The 2,715-nt window shown below is 32.1% G+C and carries 4 protein-coding genes; all 4 read right to left on the bottom strand.

The window, feature by feature from the left end:
• Positions 1–85: potassium-transporting ATPase subunit C (locus tag AB0C84_RS45830; protein WP_361079154.1), on the bottom strand; the 85-nt coding region annotated here is incomplete at its 3' end.
• A 129-nt stretch (positions 86–214) separates the two neighbouring features.
• Positions 215–841, bottom strand: a complete 627-nt coding sequence (locus tag AB0C84_RS45825) for a recombinase family protein (protein WP_361079151.1) — start codon at positions 839–841, stop codon at positions 215–217.
• A 498-nt stretch (positions 842–1,339) separates the two neighbouring features.
• Positions 1,340–1,879 (bottom strand): hypothetical protein, encoded by a 540-nt coding sequence (locus AB0C84_RS45820; protein ID WP_361079148.1) that lies wholly within the window; start codon positions 1,877–1,879, stop codon positions 1,340–1,342.
• A 291-nt stretch (positions 1,880–2,170) separates the two neighbouring features.
• Positions 2,171–2,491: a hypothetical protein gene (locus AB0C84_RS45815; protein ID WP_361079145.1), complete on the bottom strand. Its 321-nt coding sequence runs from the start codon at positions 2,489–2,491 to the stop codon at positions 2,171–2,173.
• Positions 2,492–2,715 lie beyond the last annotated feature (224 nt).

Here is a 2,715-nt window from a genome sequence, read left to right as displayed (position 1 = left end):
TGTTCAGCTTCAGGACGTTGACCCGTGGCTCGCCCATGAAGCCGAGGTCGCGGCCGTCGGTGCCGTCCTCGACCAGCCGCTTCACCTGGCCGGGGTCGCTAAATCATTTCCCTTTGGCAATCCCACAACACCTTTTTCTTCCCATACTCTCTCTAGTTCTACTTCTTTTAAACCATAAATATCTTCATAGTCTGGTATATCTATAACTCTCATTTTACAGCACCTCTTTTGATTTAATTTCTTTCTTAATTCGTTGCACAGTACCAACACCAACTTCATGTTTTAAACGTACTGCGTTACAACTCATTCCACGGTTTAAATCTTCAATAATTTGATTGTAAATATAACGACCGTACTTATCCTTTGAATCGGCACTGTACTTCTTCGGTTTACCTTTAAACCTCCCTTGCTTTTTAGCAAGTTCAATACCATCACGCTGACGTTCTTTGATGTAAGCACGTTCATTTTCCGCAACATACCCTAGCAAGTTCAACAACATGTCTGTTAAAGCTTTATCCATCAATTTGTTGCCTGTGTTGATATTAGGTAGTCCACCGATTTCAAAGTTTAAGCCACTATCTTTAAGCGTCTTAATGACATTTTGAACATCGTCATATTTACGTGAGATACGATCCAATTTATAAACAACTAATGTGTCACCAGAACGTGCCTTTTGTAAGAGTTGTTTAAACCCATCACGCTGTTCCGGTGCAACGGTACCCGACACACCTTTATCTATAAAGATAAGCCCATTATCTACACCGTTGTTCCCCAAATACTCAATTTGTAAATTGAGATTTTGTTCTTTTGTTGAGACCCTCGCATAACCTATTTTTGCCATCCATTCACCACCTAATAACTGTAAACCTTAATTGTTTAATCAAAGACCGTCACATCAACATCGATGATTGAACAATTTAAGTATACTACATTTGTTCATTATTATCAAGTAATATGACAAATAAATTGTAATATCACACTTATCACAATCGTTCAACTACCTTAAAAGAAAACATTATTAACCACCGACGTGTCGGTGGTTTAGTGTTCATGTGAATATTAAAAAAAATGATGGAGTGATGATAAATGAACACATTCGTTTTCAGAGTGATTTTAAAGCGTTTAGAAGAAAAATGTCTTAATGTACACGCGGTTAAATCTTTCGATTTTATCTATTTTAAAATATTCATATAAATAAAATTTAAATGAGAAATGGAGATTGGTAAAAATGAAAAAGAGTAATCGAAAACAACTTTTAAACTTAGTAAACAACATGTCTAAAAATATTCGAACAAATAAAAAACTTATTCCTTTTTTTTAAAAGGAATAAGTTCACCTTTTACTTATATTTTTCTTTAGTATAATCGTCTTTAGGTTTTAAAGTTACTTCTTTCTGATTTTCAGCCCATGGTAAAGAAGGGTTGCCTTTCAATGTAACATTACCATCTTTTTTAACTTCATATTTTATTTTACCCTTATTTTCTCCGGAATCTTCTAATTTCAAATCTATAGTCTTGTTTTTTTCATCAATTTTACCATTATAACTTGTATAAATCAGCCCATTTTCCGCATCATTATAGTTAGCTATGAGATCTATAACTTCATCTGTCCCTCTATCTTTATCTTTTGTCAAATCTACATCAGAACTTATCACCTTACCTATACCGCTTTCGTTTGTATCTACTCCTAAATCTTTTTTAGTGTAATCACCTTTAATGTCACCAGAGTTATACTTACCATCTTTAAATTCGTCAGTATCTTTTTTAGTTTCTTGCTTCGATTCTTCACCATTTAACTTACTTGAGCCTTCTTGTTTACCACAAGATATAAGTATGATTGCTAAACCTATCATCGAACATATAGCTAGTATTTTTTTCATTATTTCTGTCTCCTTTTTATATAAATCAAATTAACTCTATTGTACTGAATCAAAAAAGTCACATTCTGTCCATTTTATAAATTTAACCAAAAACTAAGCAAAAAAAAGTTCACTTCTTTCAAAGCGAGCATTTTCTCTAATTACAATTCATCTAATTTTCTATCAGCTATATTTTCTAAATATTTTAACATAGCATCATTATACAAAAGTTGAATAAATTGATTACGAGCGAAAGCTCGTTGAACTCAAAAAAGGGTTGGTACTAAAGACCAGCGCTTTTTCTACGTTTACTTATTGAATATCATCGTGCATTAAAAGTTTATGCAATAACTTTACATTGTGAAAAACCATTTGATTAGTTTGGTACGAATGTTCTTTAGTATCACAGAAAGCTTCCAAAGATTTCAAAATATCATTAACATAAGAATCTTCTTCAATCTCATAATGATTTAATGCAACTAATAGATCACTTACCGCACTACGTAAATGTGAATAAATATAAAATACACTATTGTCATCATCACGACTATTATATAAGTGATCATATAAATCAGATATAACCTCAAAAATATGTAGCAACTCAGTTTCAGCCATAATATCACCCCATTCCATTATACCATTATATAATATGTTTAACAAAATGCATAAATTTTTGCATACAACGTATAGTTTTAATTTTCTAAATATTCTAACAGGATGTAAAATTACCCTTAAATAGTATTATTTATACTAAAATTAAGAGGCTTGTGCCCATTTTGATTTTTGTGCCCATTTTGAATGGCACAGGGTTGAAGTTTAGAGCCCCAACGTTTTTAGACGTTTCTGTGCCTATTTTA

The sequence above is a fragment of the Actinomadura sp. NPDC048955 genome (assembly GCF_040649435.1).
Lineage (GTDB): Bacteria > Actinomycetota > Actinomycetes > Streptosporangiales > Streptosporangiaceae > Spirillospora > Spirillospora luteofluorescens.
This window is presented reverse-complemented; position numbering and strand designations above follow the sequence as displayed.